Annotated in this window: 19 protein-coding genes; 3 read left to right on the forward strand and 16 right to left on the reverse strand. The window is 66.8% G+C overall.

The window, feature by feature from the left end:
- Positions 1-44 precede the first annotated feature (44 nt).
- The 15 genes from K6G35_RS18875 to K6G35_RS18945 form a co-directional block, all read right to left on the reverse strand.
- A complete protein-coding gene (locus K6G35_RS18875; RefSeq protein WP_035880689.1) occupies positions 45-3,098 on the reverse strand; it encodes an AAA family ATPase in 3,054 nt (1,017 codons plus the stop codon).
- Complete coding sequence (locus tag K6G35_RS18880; protein WP_186426722.1) at positions 3,095-4,240, reverse strand: exonuclease SbcCD subunit D; 1,146 nt, start codon at positions 4,238-4,240, stop codon at positions 3,095-3,097. Before K6G35_RS18880 ends, K6G35_RS18875 begins: the two co-directional genes overlap by 4 nt.
- 96 nt (positions 4,241-4,336) lie before the next feature.
- The gene (locus K6G35_RS18885; RefSeq protein WP_286881250.1) at positions 4,337-5,698 is read right to left on the reverse strand and encodes a sigma 54-interacting transcriptional regulator; all 1,362 of its coding nucleotides are present in this window, start codon (positions 5,696-5,698) and stop codon (positions 4,337-4,339) included.
- An 11-nt stretch (positions 5,699-5,709) separates the two neighbouring features.
- The gene (locus K6G35_RS18890) at positions 5,710-7,437 is read right to left on the reverse strand and encodes a TadG family pilus assembly protein (RefSeq protein WP_495676853.1); all 1,728 of its coding nucleotides are present in this window, start codon (positions 7,435-7,437) and stop codon (positions 5,710-5,712) included.
- Between the two features lie 8 nt (positions 7,438-7,445).
- Positions 7,446-7,823 (reverse strand): DUF3613 domain-containing protein, encoded by a 378-nt coding sequence (locus K6G35_RS18895; RefSeq protein WP_008646423.1) that lies wholly within the window; start codon positions 7,821-7,823, stop codon positions 7,446-7,448.
- Entirely contained in the window at positions 7,820-8,641 is an 822-nt protein-coding gene (locus K6G35_RS18900; RefSeq protein WP_035880678.1) for a tetratricopeptide repeat protein, read from the reverse strand. Before K6G35_RS18900 ends, K6G35_RS18895 begins: the two co-directional genes overlap by 4 nt.
- Positions 8,642-9,751, reverse strand: coding sequence for a type II secretion system F family protein (locus K6G35_RS18905; RefSeq protein WP_495676854.1), 1,110 nt, complete (start codon positions 9,749-9,751; stop codon positions 8,642-8,644). It abuts the gene before it with no gap.
- Between the two features lie 9 nt (positions 9,752-9,760).
- Positions 9,761-10,687: a type II secretion system F family protein gene (locus tag K6G35_RS18910; RefSeq protein WP_040011126.1), complete on the reverse strand. Its 927-nt coding sequence runs from the start codon at positions 10,685-10,687 to the stop codon at positions 9,761-9,763.
- Positions 10,680-11,996 carry a TadA family conjugal transfer-associated ATPase gene (locus tag K6G35_RS18915; protein WP_008648144.1) on the reverse strand — a complete coding sequence of 439 codons (1,317 nt, stop codon included), beginning with the start codon at positions 11,994-11,996 and terminating at the stop codon, positions 10,680-10,682. The genes K6G35_RS18910 and K6G35_RS18915 overlap by 8 nt, the downstream gene beginning before the upstream one ends.
- Before the next feature lies 1 nt (position 11,997).
- Positions 11,998-13,236, reverse strand: a complete 1,239-nt coding sequence (locus tag K6G35_RS18920) for a pilus assembly protein (protein ID WP_495676855.1) — start codon at positions 13,234-13,236, stop codon at positions 11,998-12,000.
- An 11-nt stretch (positions 13,237-13,247) separates the two neighbouring features.
- Entirely contained in the window at positions 13,248-14,669 is a 1,422-nt protein-coding gene (locus K6G35_RS18925) for a type II and III secretion system protein family protein (protein WP_008648913.1), read from the reverse strand.
- 13 nt (positions 14,670-14,682) lie between these two features.
- Positions 14,683-15,642, reverse strand: coding sequence for a Flp pilus assembly protein CpaB (gene cpaB / locus K6G35_RS18930; protein ID WP_035880673.1), 960 nt, complete (start codon positions 15,640-15,642; stop codon positions 14,683-14,685).
- 74 nt (positions 15,643-15,716) lie between these two features.
- Complete coding sequence (locus tag K6G35_RS18935; RefSeq protein ID WP_008646854.1) at positions 15,717-16,178, reverse strand: TadE/TadG family type IV pilus assembly protein; 462 nt, start codon at positions 16,176-16,178, stop codon at positions 15,717-15,719.
- A gap of 338 nt (positions 16,179-16,516) precedes the next feature.
- Entirely contained in the window at positions 16,517-16,708 is a 192-nt protein-coding gene (locus tag K6G35_RS18940) for a Flp family type IVb pilin (RefSeq protein ID WP_011518178.1), read from the reverse strand.
- Between the two features lie 444 nt (positions 16,709-17,152).
- Positions 17,153-18,394, reverse strand: coding sequence for a collagen-like triple helix repeat-containing protein (locus tag K6G35_RS18945; RefSeq protein ID WP_286880727.1), 1,242 nt, complete (start codon positions 18,392-18,394; stop codon positions 17,153-17,155).
- A 503-nt stretch (positions 18,395-18,897) separates the two neighbouring features.
- Between K6G35_RS18945 and K6G35_RS18950 the strand changes: the two genes are divergently transcribed.
- Positions 18,898-20,409 (forward strand): collagen-like triple helix repeat-containing protein, encoded by a 1,512-nt coding sequence (locus K6G35_RS18950; RefSeq protein WP_495676856.1) that lies wholly within the window; start codon positions 18,898-18,900, stop codon positions 20,407-20,409.
- A gap of 150 nt (positions 20,410-20,559) precedes the next feature.
- Positions 20,560-22,236 (forward strand): ShlB/FhaC/HecB family hemolysin secretion/activation protein, encoded by a 1,677-nt coding sequence (locus K6G35_RS18955; RefSeq protein ID WP_008646860.1) that lies wholly within the window; start codon positions 20,560-20,562, stop codon positions 22,234-22,236.
- A gap of 51 nt (positions 22,237-22,287) precedes the next feature.
- Here the strand turns inward: K6G35_RS18955 and K6G35_RS18960 are convergent, their stop codons facing one another.
- On the reverse strand, positions 22,288-22,494 hold the full coding sequence (locus tag K6G35_RS18960) for a dodecin (protein WP_008646861.1): 207 nt from the start codon (positions 22,492-22,494) through the stop codon (positions 22,288-22,290).
- Positions 22,495-22,799: 305 nt separating this feature from the next.
- Between K6G35_RS18960 and K6G35_RS18965 the strand changes: the two genes are divergently transcribed.
- Positions 22,800-23,219, forward strand: coding sequence for a hypothetical protein (locus K6G35_RS18965; protein WP_495676857.1), 420 nt, complete (start codon positions 22,800-22,802; stop codon positions 23,217-23,219).
- Positions 23,220-23,233: the final 14 nt, after the last annotated feature.

The raw sequence follows: 23,233 nt of genomic DNA on the forward strand, positions 1-23,233 counted from the left end.
ACCGCGCGCTCCGGCGCCGAGGACCCGGGGCCCGGGACCCCGGCTCAGGGCAGGCGCAACACGGCCTGACTGCCCGCCACGCCGGGCCGGACCTCGAGCCGCACGTCGATCCGCTCACGCAGTTCGGTTACGTGCGAGATGATGCCGACCAGCCGTCCGGCCTGCTGAAGATCGAGCAGCGTGCGAATCGCGAAGTCGAGACTTTCCGGATCGAGCGTGCCGAAGCCTTCGTCAACGAACAGCGTATCGAGCTGGATGCCACCCGCGCGCGACTGCACCACATCGGCCAGACCCAGCGCCAGCGACAGCGATGCCAGGAAGCCTTCGCCGCCCGACAGCGTATTGGCCGGGCGCGTGCCGCCGGTATCGTGATCGAACACTTCGAGGTCGAGGCCACCGGCCACGCGCTGATCGCCCAGCTCTCGCACGCGTTGCAGCGCGTAGCGGCCCCGGCTCATGCGCAGCAGCCGTAGCGACGCGGCTTCCAGCACCTCGTCGAGCAACGTGGCCAGCACGAAACGCTGGAACGTCATGCGGCGCGGATTATTGCCGTTCGCCACTTCCGACAGGCGGCCGAGCACGGCGTAGCGCGTCTCGACGTCGCGTCCTTCGGCGGCCAGCGAGTCGAGCAGGCCCTTGCACTGCAACAGCGCATCGCGCACCGCGGCCAGTTCGCTGCGCTGCCGGATCGCCGCTTCAAGCTGCACAGCCACCGCATCGCGTGCCGCCAGAAGCGCAGGCATGTCCGGCGTCTGTAGCGCCTGACCGATTTCCGCCGTGCGTTGGCGCCATTCCGCGGCGCGAGCCAGATCGACATCGAACGCACGCACGGCGTCGTCGAGCACGCACGTGGCATCGTCAGCCAGGGATGCGGCGCGGTAGTCGTCCGCTCCGGCGAATCCGGCAGTGGCAAGTGCGTCCACGAAGGCGGCTTCGCGTTGCGCGGCCCGTTCCTCGGCACGGGTAGTGGCTTCGCGCGCGGCGGCCAGTGCCGCATTCGCACCGGCCAGCAGCGCCACCGCATCGCGCTCGGCGCCCTGGGCCGCCTGCAATGCGGCTTCCAGTGCGCCGGCTTCGCGCTGCGCGGCTTTGAGCGATGCGGCCACGACGTCGGGGTCGCGCGAATCCTCCGGCACCTGCGCACTCGCGGCACGCCACTCGCCATCTAGCTGAGCGTGCTCATGCATCGCCGTGCGCAATGCGCCATCGGCCGCCTGTACGGCGGCTTCGGCAGACTCCTGCGCCTGACGTGCCTGTACGGTCTGGGCCGCGAGCCGTTCCGCGCGGGTTGCCGCCGCCTCGGCCCTCGCGCCGCTGGCGGTCAGCGTCTGGATCTCCTGATCGAGCGCCTGCACGCCCGCGTCGGACACATCGCCTGCGCCTTCACGCAGATCCGCCAGACGCACCTGACATTGGGCGACGTTTGCCTCGGCCTTTTGCCGCACGGCCTGCGCGTCGGCCAACGCCTCGTCGGCATGTTGCAAGGCGGCCCGCGTGGTATCGAGGTCCTCGTCGGTCACCAGCACCAGCGTCTGCTGCGCCAGCGCAGGGTGGTCCTTGCCACCGCAGACGGGGCAGGGTTCGCCACGCTTCACGCCAGCGGCAAGGCGTGCTGCCTGGCCAAAGCGCCAGTCCGATTCCGCCTGACGCATCGCGACGCGCGCGGCGTCGCGCGTCTGCATCGCCCGGCTGGCGCCGGCTTCCGCTGAGGCCAGCGATTCGCGCAAGGGCCCAAGGTCGGCATCGAGCTGCCGGCAACGTGCCACGCGCGTCGCGCGTTCGCGCGCCAGTCCAAGCTGAAGCTGCAGGGCCTGCGCATTTGCACCGTCGCGCCGCGCAAGCTCAAGCTCGCCTTCCAGCGTCTTCGCCGCCGCCACGGCGGCATCGCGCGCCTTCGCCTTGGCGGCAAGCGCCACCTCTGCAGCGGCCAGTCCGGTACTCGCCAGCGCCACGCCGTTGCGCAGCACGCCAAGCCTGCGTGCCTGCGGGAGAATCGCCTCCAGTTTCGCCACGGTGCGCTGCGCGGCCAAACGCGCTTCGCCACGCGCCTGTTCCGCACGCAGCGCGCCCGTTGCGATATCTGCGGCCCGACTGGCGCTTGCCACGCGTGTCCCGGCGGCGGCATTCGCAGCGAGTGCGGCCGTCTGATCCTGCCTGGCAACCTCGAGCAGTTGCGCAACCGGCGTCACCTGTGCCGCGCGTCGCGCGGCCTGCAGGCGCGCGCGGTCCGTGTCGACCGCCGGCACGCGGGCCGACAGCAGGGCATAGGCGCCCTCCGCCTCTTTCCAGGCCTTGATCTGCGTGCTCTCCAGCTCGCCCTTGCGCAAGGACGCCTGCGCCGCGTCGCTACTCGCTCGCGCCAGCGCTTCGCGCCGTTCCAGTTCGGTCAACGTCTCCCGATGCGCGGCGATACGTTCGTCAAGCGCCAGCTCGGAGGGCAACTGATACTGGTCCAGCAAGGTCTTGCGTCGTACCGAGATCTCCTCGGCTTCGCGGCGAATGCTCGCGGCCTGCTCCTTGAGCAGTTCCTCGACGCGGCGGTAGAGCTCGGTCTGGAACAGACGCTCGAGGATCGACTGCCGCGCCTTCGAGTCCGCCGTCAGCAATTCGCGGAAACGTCCCTGTGGCAGCACGATCACCTGCCGGAACTGCGCGCTGTCGAAGCCGAGCAGAACCCGCACCGCGTCGGTCACGCGGACCGGCTGGCTGGCGTGGCTTTTCCACTCACCGTCCACCTGGGCATCAAGCTGCGCCTTCGCAGTCTCCTTGACGAAGCCGCCTGCCGCACGCGGGCTCGGGCGGTCCTGCGTCGGAGAACGCGTCACGCGATAGCGTGTCGCCCCAAGCGAGAACTCGAGGGTGACCTCGGTCCGCAGGGCTGGATCCGCATTGGCGCTGCGCATGTCCTGCGCGCTGCGCTCGCCACCCGATGTATCGCCATAGAGCGCGAAGCAGATGGCATCGAGCAGCGTGGTCTTGCCCGCGCCCGTGGGGCCGTGAATCAGGAAGAACGCCTGGTCGCCGAGCCGCGTGAAGTCAATCGTCTCCGTGGCGGCGAACGGGCCGAAGGCCTGCAGTTTCAGGTAAAGCGGTTTCATGCCGACTCCCTTTCCGATGCCTGCATGACTGCCAATAGATCGTCGAGCGCGCGGCGCTGATCGCCGTCGAGGTCTGTGTCAGCCACCTCGCGGAAAAAGTTTGCGAACAGGCTGACTGTATCCAGTTCCCGCAGCTTGCGCCCCGCTTCCCCGGCCTGACCACTACGCGCCAGCACCGCGCGCTCGATCGCCAGTGCGTTCGGATAGACCTGGCGCAGTCGCGCCATCGGGTCCAGCAACGCGCCCGCGTCGGTCAGCACCGCATGGACGTAGTCGTCCCGGCTCGGGTCGGTGGCGCCCGCCTCGAGCAAGCCGGCCAGCGTGCCGGTCAGCACGCGCAGGTCGCGCAACGGTCGCAGCGGTATCGCCTCGATCCGGACGCCACCCTCGGCGTCAAGTTCGATCAGCGATACCGTCTTGAGGTGTTCGGCTTCCGACAGCGAATACTTGAGCAGCGACCCCGAGTAGTGAATCCTATCGCCGATGCATTGCGGACGATGCAGATGTCCCAATGCCACGAAATCGAAGCCGTGGAACACGTCCGCGGCCACGGCACCGCTACCGCCCACGCTCAGTGGGCGCTCTGATTCGCTGACCGCGCCGCCCACCACGAAGGCATGGGCCACGGCCACAGAACGGACGCCTGCGGGATGCGTGGCGCGGATGGCGTCGAGCTGGGCGTTCAATGCGGCTTCGTGCGTCGGCAAGTCGGCGCCGAGCGCGTCGCGCACCGCTGCCGGTTCGGCATAGGGCAAGGCGTAGATGCGCACCTCGCCGTGCGCATCGTGCAGCGTCACGCAGGACGTTTCCGGACCCGTGCGCCCCGCCACGTGCAGACCCCGCGCGGCCAGCAGGCGCGCGCCGAAGCCGAGGCGCTGGGCGCTGTCGTGATTGCCCGCGATCATCACCACGGGCACGCCCGCATCCACCACGATACGCGCCAGCACATCGTCGAGCAGCGCCACGGCCTCCGGCGGCGGCACCGCGCGGTCGTACACGTCGCCGGCAATCAGCACGGCGTCGGGGCGCAGGTCGCGCACCAGCGCGACGAACTGGTCGAGCACATGAGACTGATCCTCGATCAGGCTACGGGCGTGGAAGAGCCGACCAAGATGCCAGTCGGCGGTGTGGAGAAAACGCAATTCGGGTCCTTCGGCACAGTGGCGCCAAGAGCACGGCAGATACCGTGCGGTCCCGCATCATAACGTCGCGGCCACCGAACGGTACGTGGACACCACTCAGACCGGCTCCGCCTCGCTGTCCTCGATCTGGAACTTGCGCATTTTTTCCCACAGCACCTTGCGGCTGATGCCGAGGCACGTCGCCGTGTCCTGGCGTCGCCAGCTGTTGGCATCGAGCGCGGCAATGATGCGGCGGCGCTCCTCCGCGTCACCGCGCGGGTCGGCCCGCTCGGTGCCATCGAACGCGCCGGGGCGCAGCGAGCGAAACAGCGGCCGGATGCGCGCCTCGTCCCATTCGCCGCGCTGCTGGACCGTGATGCCGATGCGCTCGGCCAGGTTGCGCAGTTCGCGCACGTTACCAACGAAGAACGCGGAGCCCACGGCGCCCTTGAGCCAGTCTGGCATCGGCGGCAGCGCATCGTAGGCGGCGCCGATCATGTGGCGCATGAACGATTGCAGCAGGCCGATCTTGTCCGCAGGGCCACGGTCCTCGAGGCTGGGCAGCCGCAGTTCGATCACGGCCAGCCGGAAGTACAAATCCGCGCGGAAGCGGCCTTGCGTCACGGCTTCGCGCAGATCCTTGTTGGTGGCGGCCACCAGCCGGAAGTCCAGCTTGACCGCCATGGCGGAGCCGAGCCGTGTCACCGCGTTCTCCTCCAGCACGCGCAGCAGCTTGACCTGCTGGAACAGCGGCAAGTCGCCGATCTCATCAAGGAACAGCGTGCCGCCGGTGGCCTGTTCGAAGAAGCCACGATGCGCGAACATCGCGCCGGTGAACGCGCCCTTGGCGTGACCGAAGAACTGCGATTCGAACAGCCCATCGGGAATCGCGCCGCAGTTGACCGCCACGAACGGTCCCTTGCCATACGTCGCGTTGCGATCGTGAAAGAGCCGCGCGATGCGTTCCTTGCCCGCGCCGGTCTCGCCATAGAGCATCACGTTGCTGTCGAAATTGGCGAAGGTATCGACCTGCTCCAGCAGCGACTGCATTGCCGCGGACCCGGCGACGAGATCGGCCACATCGGGGCGCGCCTCGGCGGCCGCCATCAATTGCGGCATCAGCTTGGCGATCTGCGTGCGCAGATCGGCGCCGGTGAAATCGTGGGGCAGGATGTAGGCGTACTCGGTCGGGAACCGGCCGGGATCGCTCTCGCGGTCGGGGGCGCCGACCCAGATCACCGGCATGCCGTGCGCGGCTTCCCAATCCAGCGTGAACTTGGCGGAGCCGATCGCCGACACACTGATGATGGCGATGCTGGGCTTGACCCGTGGCTCGGACGGCAGCGCATCGAGCGCGCCCGCGCGAACGACTTCGGCGCCCAGTGGCATCAGAAAGCGCGCGACGCGATCGGCGATCTCGTACTTGCCTTCCCACACATAGACTTCAAGGCTCTCGTAGGCCCAGCGGTCTGCTTTCATGATCGTTCAGTTCAGTACACGAGTTCCGTGTTGTTGCAGTCGACGCCGTTGAGCCACAAGTCGGCGTTGGCAAGGCTGATGCCGAGCAGGCTCGTCAGGGTATTGACGAGTTGGTTGATCAGCGTGAGCAATGGATTCAGCACCTGTTGCAGCAGCCAGCCCGGGGAAATGCTCAGCAGTTGAAGTTGCAGCAGGCTGACATCGAGCGTTGGATTGAGGCCGTTGATCACGTTGGTCACGGTATCGCCGATCACTGTGCTCGACGATGCGGCCACGTAACCACCCGGTGCGAGTACGAAGCTGTTGCCCGCACCGGCGAGGCCGGACTGCGAGATCGGTTGTCCGGTCATCTTCGCATCGGCAATCGGGAACAGTCCGACCGCCGACAACTGGACGTCGGCGATGGTAAGCGGGCCGCCGGAACAGCCTGTGCCGCCGGGGTTGCCCAGGCACGCCATCACGGCGTTGGTGGACACATTGATCGTCGCCCGCCGGTCCGGAACGGCAGCCGCGCACTGGATATGCGTCAGATCTCCCTTGGCCTGCGCGATCTGCAGCCACAACGGCAGATTCAGATTGATGTTGGCCACCACCAGCGGCACAGAGACCTGCGCAGCCAGTTTCAGGCCAAGCTGCGCGGTCGTCGCAGTGGTCTTCCACGTTCCATCCGGATACTGCTTGGCCGGCCCCACGGCCACCTTCGGCGGCTGGATGATGTACATCGAGCCGGCAATCGATCCAAGCGCAGTCTTCACGTTGAGCGTACTCAGGTCCACCGCGCTCGTCCCGCGCGCGACATAGGCGGCCGTGGTCAGCAACGTTGCCACATTGAGCGCCGCCTCCGCCGCCGACGAAGCCGCCGGTGTCAGCACGCCCAGGTCGAGCATCTGGCCCAGCGTCACCTTGGTGCCGATGCCATTCAGGCCAAGCTGTGTCGTGGGGCTGCCAAGCGCCGCGTTGAGCAGCGCCGACTGCCCCGCCGCGCCCAGCACCAGCGCGTAGAAGTCCTGGATCGAGAGCGAAGTGTTCAGCAACTGGTCGACCGTGCCCACACCCGCCCGCAAACGCAACTGCTCGAGCGTCACGTTCGCGCCTACCAGTCCGCTCCAGTCCGCCACCGACAGATTGACCGAGTTGCCCAGCAGCAGCCCAAGCAGGCCGTTGCCCGACGAGAGCCTGAGCAGGCCGCTGCCCAGCGTGAACGACGCGGCGGGCGGACTCGCGGCGGCAATCGCCTCGGCGTGTAGCTGCCGCGACTGGCCCCCCTGGAACATAAACAGCAGCGGTACCGTCAACGTGGCCTGCACGCGCACCGCATTGGCCGACACCGTTGTGGCCGGATAGCCCGGATCGAAGTGCCGCGTGCTGTCGCCATTGGCGGGGTTGCCGGGGTCCCACAACCCAAGGCACGCCCGCACGCCGTCCGCCGCGCCAGCCACTGCCGTGTTGCAATCATTCGCCACGGCCTTGGCGTAGCCGTTCTGCGCCGCGGCGGACGTCACGCTTGACAGCACGTTGGCATTGGTCGTCGCCTGATCGTCAGCGCTCTTCAATTGCTGCGCGCCAGAAAGCGCCGCCACGTCCACCAGCTTCTGCAACTGCCGCTGCGTGTAGAACACGAAGCCGACGTCGAGCGACACCAGCGCCGCGACGCCAATCGCGGCAATCAGCAGCGCGGCCATCAGACTGACGGCGCCGCGCTGGCGTGGGTGGATCGAGCCGGACGTGACGTGACGCATCGCGATGCCTACTGCCCCACCGGCGCCGGGCTTCCCGTGCTGCCACGCAATGCGCTGCCGGTCGACTGGCTGCTGAAGAATTCGGGCAACGGGTACTGGAAGCTCCGCATATAGCGGGCGTAGCCGATGGCGGCCTCTTCGCCGGTCATCGACTGCTGCGGCCCGGCCTGCGAGCCATTGCGCTGGACCTCGAGCAGCATCCGCGTGGTGTCCCCTACCGGCACGTCGTTCGGGTGAAACGTCGGGGACGGCGGCGGCTCGACGGCTTGCGCGGATTGCGCGGATTGCGCGGATTGCGCCCAGGCGGCTCCGGCCACCCCCAACAGCATCGCGGCGATAGCCACCGTACACGCAGCGCCCTTCAGTCTGGAACGATTCCTCGTCATGGTTTGACTCCTGCGTTGAGCGCCACGGCCTGCGCGCCATGCGGCGCGGTCTTTTCGCGGACCTGCACGGCCCGACTGACCCGATCCGCCTCCTTGCGGATGGCCGATCGCGTCGGCTCCTGCATCGCGGCACGCTGCATCATGGCGTTGGCTTCGGCGCGCTTGCCGGACGCCCACAACCACACCACCGCATTGCTGATCACGCGCGGATTGGCGGCATCCAGTTCCAGCGCCTGCATGACCGGCACGCGGGCCTCCTGCAGTGCACCGCCTCGCATCAGCGCGTAGCCAAGATCGCTCGAGAACTGCGGGTTCACCGGCTCCATCGACACCGCCTGGCGCAGTTCACCGGCGGCACGCATGAAGTCTCCCTGTCTGCCGATCACAAGGCCAATGCCGTGATGCGCCCGCGCGGCGCGATCGGTCCCGAGCAGATCACGGTACGCCTGCAGGGCCGCATCATCCTGACCGGTCTCACGCAGGGCATCGGCCCGCATCGCCAGCAGCGATGGATTGCTGCCGAACTTCTGCTGGAAGGCGTCGATATGCGCCAGCGACGCGAAGTACATGCCCTCCGTCTGCATCCGGTTGATCAGCCCCAGATAGACGGACTGATCGTTGTATTCGGCGCGGGCCTCCTTGTCGCGCAGCTTCGCCAGTTCGATCTGCGCATCGGCCTGCTGCGCCATCACCTCCGCGGTGTTCGGCGTGGACGCGCATCCGGCCAGCAGCAGAGCGGCTGCCAACGGCATGGCCAGTGACGCTGGCAAGAGGGTCCGGGGCGACCAGGGCGACCAAGGCGACATCACGGTCTTCATTCAACTGCCTCCATTCATCTGCGCCAACATGCGCATCACACCCAGGAACCCCGGGCCTGCCGTCAGGATCAGCAACACGGGCAGCAGGCTGACCACCATCACACCGGTCATCTTGACCGTCAGCCTGCCGATCTTGTCCTTCATGCGCGCCTTGCGCGCGATCTGCAGCCGCTCGCCGAACTGGCGCAACGGCTCCTGCACCGCGCCGCCGTGGCGGTCCACCTGCGTCAGCAAGGTGATCAGGCCCTTGAGATCTTCATCGTCGAACAGCTTGCCGATGCGCAGCAGCGTCTGCTCGCGTGAGCGGCCCGACGCGAACTGCTGGTTGGAGCGCTGCAGCTCGGGGCCAAGCACCTGCAGCATGCTGCCGAACTCGGTCACGATGATCTGCAGGCTCTGGTCGATCGACAATCCCACGCCCTGCAGCAGGCGCAGCATGTCGATCAGGATCGGAAGCTCGTCGGCCACGCTGTGCAGCCGTTGGGCCGCGCGCCGCCGCAGCAGGGTCTTCGCCAGCAGGAAGCCGCCCGCGAACGCTGCAAACGCCCATGCTAGGGCGCTGGCCAGCGACACGTCGAGCTTCCACGCGAACGCCAGCGCCGCCAGGATGCCCGGCACCAGCAGGCGTAACGCACCGAACACGGCGCGTGGCCTGACGCCGTAGAAGCCGCACTGCTCCAGCAACTGCTGCTCTTCGGCACTCACTGCGGCCTTGCCCAGGCGCGATTCGAGCCAGTGCTGGTTGAAGCGTTCGCTGAAGCGCCCGCCAAGCTGCGCGCCGATTGATCCGCGCTGCGTGTCGGCGACGCCCGGCGCCGGGCTCGCACCCTGCGTCGCGGCCGTGGCCACTGCCGTGGCGGCGGCTACTGCTGCGGCGCGTGGCGACATCTGCTGGACCGGTTGCGTCGCCGGTGCGGCGCCCGCCTGCGTGACACCAGCCTGCGCGGCGGCACCCGCGGCCCGCTGGGTGGCCTGCCGCACCAGCGCCTCGTCGATCGTGCGCGTGGCGGCGCGCCGCTGTCGCCATTGCTGCAGCAGCGGCCACGCCAGCAGGATCATCGCCACTGCGCCGACAAGCAGGCTGATCGAGATCAGTGTGAACACGTCCATGGCGGGCCTCTAGATCGACCGGGCGAGCCGGTAGAGCAGGAACGCGCCTGCCACCTCGAGCCCGGCCGCCGTCAGCAGCATCGCCTTGCCGCCCGGGTCACGCCACATCAGCAGGATGTAGCCCGCGTTGAAAACGAACATGCCGCCACCCACGATTAGCGGCAGCAGGCCCAGCACCCACGCCGACATACGTGTCTCCGCCGAGAGCGCCATCAACTCGCGTTGCGCCTCTTCACGATCGCGCATGAAGGTGGCGGTGCGTTCCATCACCACGTCGGCGCGGCCGCCATAGCGCTGCGAGAGCCGCAGCACCGACGACACGATCACGAGTTCGTCGAGGTCGTAGGCCCGGCCCATCTGCAGCACGGCCTGATCGAGCTCCTTGCCCGCGCGCTGCAAGTGAATCACCTGCACCAGGCACTGACGCAGCGGCGGTTCGGTGTTGGCCACCGAATTCTGGAAAGCGGCTGGCACGCTGCTGCCGATGGTCATCAGCCGCACCACGCCATCGAGGAATCCAGGCAACTGGCGCAGCATCTTTTCCTTGATCCTGCGGATACGCAGCCAGACGAAGAAGCACAGCAGCATCAGTACCATGACCAGCATGGCCCCCGCGCCGATGCCACCACCCACGATGGCGCCACCCAGCACGGCCAGCGCCATCGGGACGCTCACGACCAGATACGTGCGGCGCGTGGGCTTCAGGTCCGCCCGCCGCATCAGGTCGTCCCAGCGTCGGCCCAGATCACGCGCGGCCGATTGCGGCGTCGGGTCGCTGACCGTTGCGTAGCGCGCGCGTACCTGCTCCGTCTGCGCGGTCAGGTGCGCGCGGGCGTCCTCGGCGCGCGACCGGCTTCGTGCGGCGGCGAGCATCAGCAGGCCCAGCCCGACCATGATCATGGCGAGCGCGGCAATGAAGAGGCTGGCGCTAGAGATCAAAGCGGTCATCCAGCGCGAAGTTGGCCGGCCGCATCCGCGCCAGCTTGGGCGAATGCGGCAGGATGCCAAGCGACTGCCAGCGGTCGCTTTCGGTGCCATCCGGGTTCTGCACCGGCTCGTGCCGGTAAAGCTCCTGCGTGGAAATGATGTTGTCGCCCAGTCCGGTCACTTCCGTGATCGACAGGATGCGGCGCCGGCCATTCGACAGCCGGCCGATCTGCACGATAAAGTCGATCGCATTGGCGATCTGGCGGCGCAGGCTGACTTCGCTGCCCTGGAAGCCCGCGAACCCGGCCAGCATTTCCAGCCGGTACAGGCATTCGCGCGGACTGCTGGCGTGGATCGTGCCCATCGAGCCGTCGTGGCCCGTGCTCATCGCCTGCAGCATTTCCAGCACTTCGCCGCCGCGCACTTCGCCTACGATGATGCGGTCCGGACGCATCCGCAGGCTGTTGCGCAGCAGGTCGCGGATCGTCACGGTGCCGGTACCTTCGAATCCGCCGGGGCGACTCTCGAGCCGGACCACGTGCGGGTGATTGAGCGCCAGTTCGGCCGTGTCCTCGATCGTGATCACGCGTTCGGTGGACGGGATGAACGTGGCCAGCGCGTTGAGCAGCGACGTCTTGCCTGAACTGGTGCCACCGCTCACGAGGATGTTGCAGCGCGCGCGCACAGCGGCATCAAGCAGCTCGGTAATCTCCGGGCTCATCGTGCCGAGTTCCTGCAGATCGAGCGGTGTCAGCGGATCCTTGCGGAACTTCCGGATCGAGACGACCGGACCTTCCAGTGCCAGCGGCGGGATGATCACGTTGATACGACCACCGTCTGGCAGGCGCGCGTCGACCATCGGATTCGATTCGTCCAGCCGGCGGCCAATCGGCGCCAGGATCCGCCGCACGATGCGCAGCAAGTGCCCGCCATCGGCAAAGCGCACCGGAATCCGCTCCAGCACGCCGTGGCGCGACACGTAGACGTCCATGTGGCCGTTGACGAGAATATCTTCCACCGCCGGATCGTTGAGCAGATCCTCGATCGGCCCGAAGCCCGCCAGCTCGTTGGTCAGCGCCTCGGAAATCTGACGTAGCTCCGCTTCGTTGATCGGAATGCGGCGCAGGCGCGTGAAGCTCTCCAGCTCCAGATCGACAAAACGCTGGATGGCCACGCGCGACCAGCGTCCGAACTCCGCGCCAAGCTCCTCGATGCGCGTGAGCAGGTGTTCGTGCGCGGCCTCCTTGATATTGTGAAACTCCTGCGAAACAGGAAACGGGGCGGCAGCGTTGTCCGAGAATTCGATTGCGTCGGTCATGTCAGTTTCCTACCCTTGCGGCGCGCACCGGGCGCAGCATCTGGGGCAACTTTTCCTTGATCCGGGCCAGGACGCTGCGCTCGGGCACCTGCCCTTCGCGGAATCCCAGTCGTTCCAACAGCACGCCGATAGCGCGCACATAGGGGTCCGCCGGCGATTGGTCGGCCAGCACGACGCCACGATTCCCGGCCTGCAACAGCGCGGCGCGCCGCTCGGGCAGCACGCCCACCGAGGCCACGCCGATCCGCTCGGCGATCTGTTCCGCATCGACCCCGAGTTCGGCGTCGAAGCGCGATACCAGCAGATGCAGGTCATCGCGCTCGACCTCGCGCTTCTTCAGCTCCTGCAGCAGCTCTGCCGCGGAGACGATCGCACCGACGCTCTGCTCGGCCACCAGCACCACGGTATCGGCAGCCTTGACGATCTGCGCCATGAACTCGGCGTTCGAGAACCCGCCAAGGTCCACCACCTGGAGATCGAAGAACTCGCGCAGCCGGTCCAGCAGCGCCATGGCCTCGGAAAACGAGATGTCGCGCATCTCCGCCAGACTGGCTGGCAGCGGCAGCACCGACATGCCATTGGCATGCCGCACGATGGCGGTATCGACGAACACCTGGTCGAAGCGCCGCAGGTTGCGCACCGCTTCGACAAAATGGAACTCGGGCGAGACGTTGGAATAGAGGGCGCCGTCGCGTGCCGGCAATCCCAGATCGAGCAGCAGCACCTCGGACTGCGCGCCGCGGCGTGCGGCCGCCGCGAGATTCACGGCCAGGCTGGTGACGCCCACGCCCGGACGCGCGCCGAGCAGCGCGACGATCTTGCCGTCGCGCCGCGTTGCCGCGACCGGCCGCACCTGCACGCGCGGCACCATCAACTGGCGGGCCACGGACGCCGCATGGTCGGGCGCGCCACCAAGGTCGATGAAGTCGCGCACGCCGGCACGCAAGGCGGCGAGCAACGCCTCGGGCTCGCCTGCGTGACCCACCGCGACGAGCGGCAACTGCGGAAACAGCCGCGCGATCTGCTCGGCCAGCCGCGCCGAGTCGATCGCGCGCGACTGCGTGAAGTCGAGCAATACCAGGCCGGGCCGCAATGTGCCGATCTTCTCGACGAAGGAATCCTGCGAATCGGCCTCGGCGACCAGCGTACCAACGGCGCCCAGCGCGTGGCCCAACCAGTGCCGGACGTCCTCGCGCGTGGTGTTGAGCAGGAAATGATCCACAGATGTGTTTCGTTCCATCGTTGGTCCGCCTATCTCGAGAACCCTGGCAGGCTCTGGTCCGCGTACTCGCCCAGCATGTAGCGGCCCCAGACGTTGGGGTTGGCGCTGGTGCGGCCGTCCTGGGACGCGCCGGCCGCTGCGGGAGAATCCTTGGCCAGGGGCTTGATCAGGTGCGGCGTGACCACGATCATCAGTTCGCGGTCTTCCTGATGGAAGTTCAGGTTCTTGAAGAAGCTGCCGATCACCGGCAGATCGCCCAGGAACGGGACCTTGCTGACATTGCTGACCGTGTTGCGGCTCACCAGGCCGCCGATCACGAAGCTCTCGCCGTCACCGAGTTCGATCGTGGTGTCGGCACGCCGCGTGACGATGGCCGGCACCGTGGCGCCGTTCAGTACGATGCCACGCGAAGGATCGAGATCGCTGGCCTCGGGCGCCACCTTGAGCGCGATGCGCTCACGCGACATCACCGTCGGCGATACCGTAAGCCCGATACCGAACGGCTTGTACTGGATCGTCGTGGTCCCCAGCGCCTGCGGCACCGGAATCGGAATCTCTCCGCCAGCCAGGAAGCTCGCGCTCTGCCCGGACAACGCCACCAGGCTCGGCTCGGCCAGCACGCGGACCAGGCCGTTGGCTTCCATCAGGCTCAGGTTGGCGAAGATGCCCTTCGACACCGAGCCAGCAATCAGGTTGAAAGCGCTGCTGATTGGCGACACCGAGTCCACCACAGTGCCAACGCCCGGCGTGAACGTGGCCTTGGTCAGCGACGACGGGCTGAAGGTGCCAAATGCGAAGCCGCCGTTGTCGCGATAGAAGTTCAGGCCGATTTCCTTGAGAACGGTCTTGCTGATCTCCACCACCTTGACGTCGACCTGCACCGTGCCGGAGACCGGCACCGTCGAGCGATCGACTACAACGCCTGCGCTCTTGCCATCCGCACTGGAGACGGCGGCGCGCGCCGCCATCAGCGTATGCGCGGCGGCTGGGGCATCAGGAGACTCGCCGCTGATCGAAGCCCCGGCGGAAGAAAGATCAACGCTGGCGCCACCGGGATCGGGCCGCACCGCATCCACGCGCACCGTGTAGCTGACCGGCGCAACATCGCGGCTCCAGATCTTGAGGTCGGTGACGCCGGGCTTGCGGGCCACCACGAGCACCGTAGCAGGACCACCCCGATGTTTGAGCAGCAGCGCATCGGCCACCTCGGGGTTGCCCACCGCCACGCGTTCCAGCGCCTGTCCGGGCCGGATTTCCTGTTGCGCACCAGCGAGCAGGCGCAACGTGCGCGAGCCTGCGGTGTCGAAGGAACCTGACGGCTGCGACATCGCTTGTGTCGCCGCTTGTGTCGCTGCTTGTGCATCCGCTTGCGATATCGGCGCCGCAGCCAGCGCCAGCATCGTCAGCGCGACCACTCGCGCCAGCACACGGTGTTTCAACTTTTTCGGCATACCGTGTCGTCCGTTATTCAATCGCTCGCTTGCCGGCGCGGATCATTTCCACGCCGTTACCTTCGTTCTGGGGATCGCGTCGTGCGGTGGCCACCATCCCCGGGAGTCCTGCGGGAAGCACGGCAGGCCGCATCGCTGGCGCGGGCGTTTGGGGCGCGCGCGGTTCGCCGACCAGCCCGGCGAGGCTCACACCCGCCACAGCCTTGTCCACCGGCGCGCGCTGGGCTTCGGGTGGCACGCCCGCGCGGGCCTGCAGCACCCCCGGCGGGTCCGCGAACATGCCGTCGCTGGGCATCGCCTCGTCAGTCGGATTACGTAGCGCGAGCATCAGGCGGCCAGCCTGCTGCGCCATGACCAACGTGCCAACCTGCTCCAGCGGCACCGACAGCACCGCCGTTTTCGCGCCTTCGCGGCGTGCCATCATCTGCTCGCCCTGCTGCTTCGGCGCTTCATTCACCGCACCGTTGCCGTACGCCAGCACGCGCAGGCGCGACAACAACATCCGCGTCTGGCTTTCAGGAATCTCCTGGCTATCGCGCCGCAGGACCACGAAGACATCGACAAAGTCGCCAGGCTGTACCTGATTGCCGACGCCGATCACTTCATCCACGGCCACCGCCATCGCGCGCTCGCCATCGGGAATCTGACGGGCCAGCCCGGCCAGCAATTCGCTTTCAAGCACCGGCACGTTGGCGCCAAGGTTGACCAGCGGCACCTGGCCGGCAACACGTGCGACGTCCTGGTACGCGCCACCCGGTTCGATCGGCAACTGCAGGACCTGGAGCGCGTCCGCCGGCAGCGGCTTGCCTGCCGGCACCGCGCGCGTGGTCACGACCACGGCGTGCGTGGCCACCACGCCCTGCGCGGGTGCCGGCGCGGCCGTGTGGCGTGCCGCCTGCAGCGCCAGCAATGCCAGCAGACCGGCCAGCACGAGCAGGACAATCGCCACGATCCGTATCTGTTTGCTGCTCATGCCAAGCCTTGTCTCGGGTTGCGTCGATGGATGAAATGCGGGCCGTCGTTCATGGGGATGTCAGATCTCGGGGCTCAGATGTCGGGAGATAGCTGGACCATCGCCGAACCGGTCAGCACAGCCGGCACCGGCACCATTGGCACCGATGGCAGGATCGATCGGGTTGGCAGGCTCAGCGTCACCTGCACGCACTGCGTGCCGGACGGGGACGCGCACGTCACGGGCTGGGCGACGTTCGCGGACGAGATCAGCGAGGACATCGACGTCGGCAGCATCGCGCGCGCGGTCTGCGCGGCGGCGGCAACGCGAAGATCAAGCGTGGAGGCGGTGGTGCCTCCGGTCGAGGTGAGCGGATAACGCAAGGCAGCCCGCGCGCCTTCTTCGGCCGCGAGCGTCAGCGCCTGCTGCAAGACGAACACCGTGCCGTAGTACGTGATACCCAGCACGAGCGTCAGGAACAACGGTGCAACAATGGCGAACTCAAGCGCCGCGATGCCTTTCGCGCGACGCCGGTACGCATTCCCCGTTAAGTGCATGCTTCACCCGGTATTTTCTGCACGCCAGCATGCCGGCGCCAAGGGGCCACGGGACCGGTACCGGCATGACTGCCGGCACCGGCCGCGGCCGTTCTTCTCGTGCTGCATTGCGCGACTTGGCACCACTCCTGCTACTTTTTCCCCAGCCGTCCATGTACGACCCGCGGCCAGTGCGGCGCTACCACTTCATCCTCGTCAGAGGCCAGGCACCGAACCGCGCCGTCAGGGCGCAAGCGTCCCGCCGCGGCCAGCATTCAGGCTGGCACGGTATATACGTGCGATTCGATAAGTCGGATTCCGCTGGTCAACCGGCCAGCGGCGGCAATGGCGTTATTGCGTCAGGGGCCAACCGCGGCGAACCACGTTGTTACCTTGGTAGCAAGATTCGAGAAACCGGTGCCGAGATTTTGACCGAGGTTGGTAACCCCGGCGACGATGGCTACGGCGATCAGACCTGCGATCAGCCCGTATTCGATGGCAGTCGCTCCGCGTTGCGCTTTGCGAAAGAGGGACGCTTTTACTTGACGCATGTTCTCACTCCCGATGAGAAAATTTTCCGTACACGGAACCCAGCGATACCCCGGTCCTGACGTGATGCCATCGATGATTTCTCCGTGGCATTTCTATATTCCGATCGCTGGTACAGCCTTTATAAGACATGGAATGTCTCATCCATACCCCCCATTTGGGCTAGGTATGAATCAGCATAGAGTGGGACATACGTTTGAAACAACTTTGCCCGATTTTCATACTTAGGGATGAGGAACTGCCAATTGTTGAATGAAGGGCAATAAAGCCGGCACCGCCGTGCCGCATCCTGCACGCCAACATGCGGGACGCGGCACAGCGCGCAATAAAAGGATGCGCCGCGCGGGGTAAAGACGACAGCGCACCGTAAAGATGTCGACCAGTTGTCAGGGAAAGTCCTGAACCCAATTCGCCGGATTAGAGGACTTTCCCGATTCGTTGCGCGATCAGCGTTGTGTCAGGCCGCCGAGCAGGTTCGTGACCGGAGCGAGCGGATTCTGGCTGCTGCCGCGGGACGCCGCGCCACCCGTCGCACCAGTCAATCCGCCGGTCAATCCGCCGGTCAGGCCGCTGACCAGGCCCGTCACGGGAGCCAGTGGATTCGCGCCCGCCGCACCACCTGCTCCACCCACTGCACCCGCCACGCTGCCTACAACGGGCAGGTTGCTGACCGGAAGGCTACCCAGCAGGCCGCTGACCGGATTGGCGCTCGCGGAGCCAGTCGCACTGGCCACATTGGCAACCGGCAAGCTGTTGATCGGCAGGCTGCTGAGCAGACTGCCCAGCGGATTGGTGCCCGCACCACTACCCGTGCCTTGCAGCAGACCGCCCGCCACCGCGACGGTCTTGCCGGTCTCGGTCACCACGCCACCCAGCGGAGAGACGATCGGCGTATTGGTGTTGGTGATCATGCTGCCGGCACTGGCCACCGTGTTGCCCACCGTTACCAGCAGGTTGTTGACCGGCGCGCCCAGACCGGTTGCGCCACCGACGGTCTGCGTGGCGTTGGTGAGTTGCGTGGTCAGCGGCACGATGACCTTGCTTGTGCTACCCGTCAGTTCCGCCACGGCGCCCGTCGACAAGGCCGTGCCGAGCTGATTGCCGGCGCCCATCACGGCGCTGCCCACGCTCTGCACCACGCCGCCGACAGGCGTGGTCACTGGTGCGAGTGGGGCAAGCTGGCCGGTGCCCACGGCTTGCACCAGGTCGCCCGCGCTGACCACCGTCTTGCCAGTCTGCGTCACGACGTTGCCAGTGTTGGCCACAGTGACACCAACCGGGTTGTCGACGGCACCCATCTGTCCGAGCCCATTGGCAACGCCGGCACCGAGCGTGGCAACGGTTGCCCCGGCATTTATCACCACATCGCCGGTGGCGTTCTTTGCGCCGGTGGGTACCAGCGGAACGTTCGTGTCCTTGATCTGCTGGCCGATCTGGCTCACCGCGTTGCCTGCCGCCGTCACCGTATTGCCAGCGCCTTCCACCACCTTTGCAGTCGGCGTCGTCGCGGCGGTGGGCGTGGGGGTCGGCGTCGGGGTCGGTCCGGCCGGCGTGGATGGCGAAGGGCTTGCGCCGCTGCCCGAACCGCCGGACGAACAGCCGGCCAGCAGGGCGAGCGCGGCAGCGCAAGCCAGTGCCACGACATTTGTGGAATAACGGGGACGCTGCAATTGGCTCGTGGTCTTCATGTTTTGATCTCCTCTGGTGGACGTGTGCGATCGCAACTCGCGCGCTTTGCCGTGGCCTGTTGCGCAAGCCGTGTGCCAGGGTCAATCGCATGTTCGATACGAACGCTGGAAAACCACGGCACGCTGCCCTGAACCCGTTATGCGGCGCGGCTTTCCGGCGCAACGACGTGCACGATTTCCAGGTCAGGCGACACGGCGGACCACGCCATCGGCGCGTTACGAAAGCGCCGCGCGTTACGTAACGCGTAACGCCTCGCCCACTTGCCACAACCACCGTCCGCTTGATGCGGGCGTTTGATCGGCTGCCCGCAAACCCTTGTCAGACGTGCGTTTGCGGGCAGCACCCCTACTTGCGTTGGGCTCCGGTCCACTCGTGGTCCTCGATTGGCACACCGCTTGCGCATACATCCGCAGCCACGGCACGCCACACATCTCGACGCTCGACCGACGAGCGTGCACGTGAACTTCGACGGGTAAGAGAAAAGACAAAAGGGGAACAGGTCATGCGCCAACAACAAGATTTCAAGAAGCGGATCGTCATCACGGCAGTACTGGGGGCACTGTTCGCGCTGGGCGGCTGCGCCAGTGGCAGCGGTTCCACTTCGATGGGGACCAGCGGCTCGGGAGGAACGGGTGGTACCGCAGGCACGTCGGCCGGCACTGGCAGCAGCGGCACCAATGGCGGGGCCGGTGGGTCTGGCAGCACCGGTGGTGCCGGCACGGACCTGGGCAGCAACGGCGCAGGTGGAAACGGCAGCAACAACGGTGGTGGCAACAACAACAACAACAACGGCGGCGGTGGCACCACTGCCGCGCTGACGCCGACCAGCACGATCGTCAGCAACGCGGGCTCGGTCGCAGACGGCGCCGGCAAGACGGTCAGCGGTCTCGGCGACGCCATCAGCAACGCGAACGTGCCGGGCCTGCCGTCGCAGACCCAGACCGGTCTGGGTGGCGTGGTGACATCGGTTGGCAATGCCGTCAGCACGCTTGCCAACGGCGTGCAGTCCGGCCTCGGCAACATCCCCAACGCCACCAACCCCGTGGGCACGACCGTGGCCAGCACCGGTGGCGTGGTGAGCCAGCTCGGCAATGCGGTGACGAATGCGGGCAGCGCGGTCAGCGGCCTTGGCACCGGACCGCTCGCGCCACTGGCCGCGCTGACCACACCGCTCGGCGGCGTGGTGTCGCAGGTGGGCGGCACCGTCAGCAACGTTGGCACGCAGCTCGGCACGGCGCTGTCGACCGGTCCCGTCGAGCAACTGACCGGCGGCGTCAGCAAGATCATCGTGCCGCTCACGTCGACGCTGACCAACGGCACGCAGACGCTGGGCGCGGCGACGGGTCTGGGCCAACCGGTCAGCAACCTGCTGGCGACGGTGGGCGGCGCACTGGCTGTAGCGGGCACCACACTGACCAACACCAATACGCCTGTCGTCTCGGGCGTGGGTGGCGTGGTTACCGGCGTGGGCAATACGGTGGCTTCGGTCGGCGGCGTCGTGAATGGACCTGCGGGCGGCAGCGTCACCAATCCACTGGCGCCCGTAACCGGGCTCGTCAGCGGCCTCACCGGCGGCCTGAGCGGCGCGACGGGGGGCAGCGCCGGCCCGCTGGCACCTGTGACGGGTCTCGTCAGCAGCCTGACCGGCGGACTGACCAGCGCAGCCGGCGGTGGCGCCAGCCCCCTCGCGCCCGTTACCGGTCTCGTCAGCGGCGTGACCGGCGGACTGTCTGGCGCGGCAGGCGGCAGCAGCAGCCCGCTGGCGCCGGTGACAGGCCTTGTCAGCGGCATCACCGGTGGACTGACCGGCGGCAATAGCGCCGGCACCACGGCCAGTCCGCTGGCCCCGGTCACCGGCATCGTTGCCGGCCTCACTGGTGGCAACGCGCCCGCCAGCACCAGTGGCACGACGACGGGCGGCACCAAGCCCGCCAATCCGCTGGCACCCGTCACGGGCCTCGTCGGCGGACTGGTCAGCGGCCTGACCGGCGCGCTGGGTGGCACCAGGCACTGACCTGAGCAGCAACCGAATCAAGCGAATCAACCAAATCAACTGAAGCAAAAGCGTCGCGGCCACAGATGGGCGGCAGGGAGAGCGGCATCCCTACCGTCCGTGGCACGCGGCGTCATAGCCGCAAAGCTGTCTTGATCAAGGGGTATTACCATGCGTACACGCAAGCGTGTTGCCGCATTGCTGATTGGCATCGGCGCCATTCATAGCGGCCTGTCTCATGCCGAACGGAGCCCGGTCCAGGGCGATCCGACCCAGACTCTCCCGACCATCGCGCCGAGCAAGCCTGCGCAGAGCAATGTCACCGTGCAGGTGGAACGCCCCGATGCAGCCATGCAGAATCTGCTCGCCTCGCGCCTGACGCCGAAGCATTTCAAGATCGAAGGCGCGAAAACGCTGCCGTTCGAACAGATCGCCGCCAAGTTCTCGCCGCTGGCTAACCGCGAGATCAGCGTGGCCGAACTGCTGCAGGCCGCGGAATCTGTCACCCAGATGTACAAGGACGCGGGATACCCGCTGTCGTTCGCGTTTGTGCCCGCGCAGTCGTTCGAGAACGGCGACGTGCTGATCACCGTGGTGGAAGGCTACGTGGCCAACGTCACGGTCCGCGGCAAGCCTGGCCCAGCCGAGGGCCGCCTGCGCAAGATCGCGCAGCAACTGATGCGCGAGCGCCCGCTACGGCAGGAAAGCTTCGAGCACTACGTCAACGTGCTGTCGCAGCAGCCGGGCATGCAGATCAACGCCACAGTGCAGCCGCCCACCACCACCGATGGCGCGTGCGAGATGGTGCTCGAGGCCAAGCGCAAGCCGTTCACGTTCGGCACCGGTGTGGAGTGGATGTCGCCGGGCCTGCGCGCCATCGCCACGGCCACCACCAACAGCCTCACGCCGCTCGGCGAGCAGCTCTCGTTCACGACGCTTTTCCCGAAGGGCCACAACGACGAGGAGTACTACGCGCTCAACTACGCCCAGCCGATCGGCACCGAGGGCATGCTGGCCAAGGTGACGGCGTCGCACTATCGCGGCGTGCCCGAGAACACGTCACTGGCGCCCATCGGTTTCGAATCGCGCTATGTCAACGACTCCAAGCGTCTCGGCGGCACGCTGAGCTACCCCGTGATCCTCAACAACCGCCATGCGCTCACGCTGACCGGCGGCTTCTACGCGAACAACCAGTTCGAGCGCTACACGCAGGCGGTGCAGCCCGGCGCGGGCCGGCAGATCGAGTTGTCGACCGATGTGCGTGTGGCCAGCGCGGAGGCGTCGTACCTGCAGCGCGGCCAGGGTTTCACGCGCAACGCCACGCTGGGCTTCTACAAGGGCTTTGACGGGCTCGGGGCAAGCCGTCAGAACAACATCAACGACCTGAGCTTCTTCCGCACCCGGTTGCTCGTGTCGCAGGCCAACGACCTGCCCTACGGATTTGGCACATCGGTTTCCGCGGCAGGCCAGTACAGCGGCAACCGGCTGGCATCGAGCGAGCAGATCAGCTTCGGCGGCCGCTTCTTCGGCCTGGGCTATCCCGCCGGCGAAGTGGCTGGAGACAAGGGCTGGGGGGCCTCCGCCGAGATCAACCGGATGTTCGCGGTGGACTACACCTACCTGAAGACGCTGCAGCCGTTCATCGTCACCGACTACGCGCGCGTGTTCTCCAACAGCGTGTCGCTGTCGCACCGGACGCTGCAATCGGTCGCCGTCGGCCTGCGGTTCTCCGACCGTCGCTACTACACGATGGATATTTCGGTGGCGCAGCCCGTGGGCGACAAGCCGACCAACGCGAGCCATCGCTCGCCGCGCTTCAACCTGCTCTGGTCCTACCAGTTCGACTGACGGGTCGCCGGCGCGACGGAACGGGGGCCTGCGCCATGCCGCCGGCCCCGTTCAGTTCACGCGGAACCCGATCTTGAGCGTCACCTGAAAGTGCGCGACTTTGCCATCCTGCACATGGCCACGCGTTTCCACGACCTCGAACCAGTCGATGTTCTTGATGGACTCCGAGGCCTTTGCCAGCGCATTGCGAATGGCGGCATCGCTGCCGTCCGCCGACGACCCGACGATCTCGACCAGCTTGTAGGTGTGGTTGGACATGATCCGTCTCCTGTTGTGCATGGGTGAGTGTGACTGTGACCCGGCACATGCTGCGCGGCTTCATGCGCGGCACGCGTCATATCCCTTCATGATAGGCACGCGCCTGCACTCTCCCCAAATCCCGTCTGGTCTGTCCGGCATCAGGATCAGCCAAACACTGACATTCCCGGCGTGCGTACGGGTATGTACTTGAGACGAGTAACCTCGGATGCGCGACGGGCCACCAGCTCGGCCCCGGAGTGCGAAAGTTCCACACGTGTCTCCATCATCGTCATCGCATCCGCTTTACCTGGCAGGAGGAAGCGATGAGAACAGAACAGATTGCCATGCGCCAGCGCGCGCGCAACTTGTGCGCGGTTGGCGTCGCTGTGATGTCACTGGGCGCCGCCATGGCGGCACGTGCGGACATCACGAGTTCGACGTCAGGGCCGATCACCTATGTCTGCGGCGGGGTTGCCGCGGACGAGCAGGCCGAAATGCGCAGCGAGGCCCGCAACTACGACATGGGTCTGCTGTTCACACAAGGCGGACGGGGCGAGTACCTGTCCGACGTGAACGTCAAGCTGATGAGAAACGGCAAGGAAGTGGCCGAGTTCCGATCCACCGGACCGCGCTGCCTGATCCGGGGGCCGCGTGCGTCCTATCAGGTGGTGGCAACCTATGAAGGCATGTCGAAGCACGCCACGTTGAGTCCGGGCGAGAAGAACGTCCAGATGCACTGGTAAGCCACACGGGCACA

It is taken from the genome of Cupriavidus sp. HY129 (assembly GCF_059492215.1).

Bases quoted from the DNA above. Each gene is read 5' to 3' on its own strand.
- K6G35_RS18875 (WP_035880689.1), bottom strand. From the start codon at position 3,098: ATGAAACCGCTTTACCTGAAACTGCAGGCCTTCGGCCCGTTCGCCGCC.
- K6G35_RS18885 (WP_286881250.1), bottom strand. From the start codon at position 5,698: ATGAAAGCAGACCGCTGGGCCTACGAGAGCCTTGAAGTCTATGTGTGG.
- K6G35_RS18890 (WP_495676853.1), bottom strand. From the start codon at position 7,437: ATGCGTCACGTCACGTCCGGCTCGATCCACCCACGCCAGCGCGGCGCC.
- K6G35_RS18895 (WP_008646423.1), bottom strand. From the start codon at position 7,823: ATGACGAGGAATCGTTCCAGACTGAAGGGCGCTGCGTGTACGGTGGCT.
- K6G35_RS18900 (WP_035880678.1), bottom strand. From the start codon at position 8,641: ATGAAGACCGTGATGTCGCCTTGGTCGCCCTGGTCGCCCCGGACCCTC.
- K6G35_RS18905 (WP_495676854.1), bottom strand. From the start codon at position 9,751: ATGGACGTGTTCACACTGATCTCGATCAGCCTGCTTGTCGGCGCAGTG.
- K6G35_RS18915 (WP_008648144.1), bottom strand. From the start codon at position 11,996: ATGACCGACGCAATCGAATTCTCGGACAACGCTGCCGCCCCGTTTCCT.
- K6G35_RS18920 (WP_495676855.1), bottom strand. From the start codon at position 13,236: ATGGAACGAAACACATCTGTGGATCATTTCCTGCTCAACACCACGCGC.
- K6G35_RS18925 (WP_008648913.1), bottom strand. From the start codon at position 14,669: ATGCCGAAAAAGTTGAAACACCGTGTGCTGGCGCGAGTGGTCGCGCTG.
- cpaB (WP_035880673.1), bottom strand. From the start codon at position 15,642: ATGAGCAGCAAACAGATACGGATCGTGGCGATTGTCCTGCTCGTGCTG.
- K6G35_RS18935 (WP_008646854.1), bottom strand. From the start codon at position 16,178: ATGCACTTAACGGGGAATGCGTACCGGCGTCGCGCGAAAGGCATCGCG.
- K6G35_RS18940 (WP_011518178.1), bottom strand. From the start codon at position 16,708: ATGCGTCAAGTAAAAGCGTCCCTCTTTCGCAAAGCGCAACGCGGAGCG.
- K6G35_RS18945 (WP_286880727.1), bottom strand. From the start codon at position 18,394: ATGAAGACCACGAGCCAATTGCAGCGTCCCCGTTATTCCACAAATGTC.
- K6G35_RS18950 (WP_495676856.1), top strand. From the start codon at position 18,898: ATGCGCCAACAACAAGATTTCAAGAAGCGGATCGTCATCACGGCAGTA.
- K6G35_RS18955 (WP_008646860.1), top strand. From the start codon at position 20,560: ATGCGTACACGCAAGCGTGTTGCCGCATTGCTGATTGGCATCGGCGCC.
- K6G35_RS18960 (WP_008646861.1), bottom strand. From the start codon at position 22,494: ATGTCCAACCACACCTACAAGCTGGTCGAGATCGTCGGGTCGTCGGCG.
- K6G35_RS18965 (WP_495676857.1), top strand. From the start codon at position 22,800: ATGAGAACAGAACAGATTGCCATGCGCCAGCGCGCGCGCAACTTGTGC.